The sequence below is a fragment of the Microbacterium sp. genome, from assembly GCF_032084865.1.
Classification (GTDB): domain Bacteria; phylum Actinomycetota; class Actinomycetes; order Actinomycetales; family Microbacteriaceae; genus Microbacterium.
Genome location: NZ_DAMDLU010000006.1, coordinates 44,801 through 46,843 on the forward strand (window position 1 = coordinate 44,801; position 2,043 = coordinate 46,843).

Genomic DNA, 2,043 nt, shown 5'->3' on the forward strand with positions numbered 1-2,043 from the left:
GTCGTCGCCGAGCCCGAAGGCCGATTCCAGCCGGCCGCGGGAGCGATGGGATGCGGCGGGCAGCACCTGGATGCGCTGCGCCGCGCCGCGGTACATCGCCGTCAGCACCCGGCGCAGCACAGCGGCGCCGGGGATTCCCGGGGGAACCTGCGCGGTGATCGGCGAGTCGAGCCCGATGCGCTTGAGCGGGATGCCGTGCCAGAGCTGCACGACGAACGCGTCGCTGCTGCCGTATCTGTTCACGTCTCCGAGCCCGTGCGTGACGACGATGACGCCGGCGCGGATCGTCGCCCACCAGCCGCGGATGCCCTCGCGCGGAACGGTGCGGATGCCCAGGGACCTGGCGTCATCGGCATCCCGGGCGGAACGCGCGAGCCACAGCACGCGGTGCCCCTCGTCGGCCGCGACGCGGTACAGCGCGAGGGCTCCGTCGCCGACGCCGGCTCCGCAGCCGAACACCCATCGGTCGCCGCGCGGGATCAGCAGCGCTGCGATACGTCCCGCGGCATACAGCGGCATCCCGAGCAGCTTCGCCGCGTTGCCGGAGCCGAATGAGAAGGACGCCACCTCGCGAGCCTATCGCGGGGCGACGTCCTTTCTCGGGGAGTCGGCTGGGCCGAGCTCAGAGCTTCAGCTCACCGAGCGTCACCTTCGCCTCGTAGGTCTTGCCGGAGCGGACGTAGCTCAGCGTCGCGTCGCTGCCGGCGGCCGCGGCGCGCACCTGAGCGGTGAGGTCGCTGGCACTGGTGATCGGCACGCCGTTGAACCGGGTGACGACGTCTCCGCGCTGGAGGCCGGCCGCCTCCGCCGCACCGCCCGGGGTCGGGGTGTCGATCACAGCGCCGGCGACGGACGCGTCCTTCACACTCGACGCGTTGCGCACGGTGGCGCCCAGCAGACCGTGGGTGGCTGCGCCGTCGGCGATGATCTCGTCGGCGACCCGCTTGGCGATGTTCGACGGGATCGCGAAGCCGAGGCCGATGGACCCGGCCTCGCTCGAGGACGACGAGCCGCCGGCCGTGGCGATCGCGACGTTGATGCCGATCAGGCTTCCCTTGCTGTCGACGAGCGCACCGCCCGAGTTGCCGGGGTTGATGGCCGCGTCGGTCTGGATCACGGAGATCGAGATCGACTGCTTCGCCTGCTGCTGGCCCATGCCCGGGATGTCGAACTGGAACGGGTTGCCGCCGCCGCCCTGCTCGCCTTCGCTGTCGGGCTGCGCCGAGCTGTCGGGAAGCGCCGACGAGGCGACCTCGATGCTGCGGTTCAGTGCACTGACGATTCCCGTGGTGACCGAGTTCGACAGGCCGAGCGGGGCGCCCACCGCGACGGCGGTGTCGCCGACGTTGAGCTTGCTCGAATCGGCCATCTCGATCGGCGTGAGATCCTTCGCACCCTCGAGCTTGATGACGGCGAGGTCGTACACCGGGTCGGTGCCGACGACGCTCGCCTGGAAAATGCGACCGTCGGAGGTCGTGACGCGGATCGTCGGGTCGGCGGCCGCGCCGCCGAGGGTGACCACGTGCGTGTTGGTCAGCACGTGACCCTGCTTGTCGAGGATCACCCCGGATCCGCTGCCCGATTCGCTCGATCCCGCGACCTCGATCGTGACCACCGACGGCAGCACCTCGGTGGCGATGGCAGTGGTCTCGTTGACCGAGCCGGGGTTGTTGACGGTGACGCTCTGCGGCCCGGTCGCCGACTCCGATGCGGGCCGGTCGAACACGGCCGTGCCGATGGCGCTGCCGCCGAACCCGGCGACTCCGCCGACGAGCGCCGCAGCGAGGATCAGGCCGGCGACCTTCACCGGTGCGCCACCCTTCCTCTGCCCGGGATCGTGCGATCCGGTCTGTGCGGCGGGCGCGGCCGGCGCGGCGACCAGCGTCGGGTCGAGGCTGAGCGTCGGCTGCTCGGAGGGCGACGACGATCCCGTCGGGTGCGGGGGCAGGGGCATCCCTGGCTGGGAGGCGCCGTATGCAGTGCCACCCGGCTGGGCGGCGCCGTACGGAGCGGCGCCCGGGTGGGCGGCGCCGGGCTGCGGCT

Annotated in this window: 2 protein-coding genes; both read right to left on the minus strand. The window is 72.1% G+C overall.

Features of this window, described 5'->3' with window-relative positions; all coding sequences use genetic code 11:
* Positions 1-567 (minus strand): CDP-glycerol glycerophosphotransferase family protein (locus RT309_RS01565; protein ID WP_313354695.1); only part of this gene is annotated, 567 nt, incomplete at its 3' end.
* A 55-nt stretch (positions 568-622) separates the two neighbouring features.
* The coding region (locus tag RT309_RS01570; RefSeq protein ID WP_313354696.1) for a trypsin-like peptidase domain-containing protein at positions 623-2,043 on the minus strand (1,421 nt) is incomplete at its 5' end.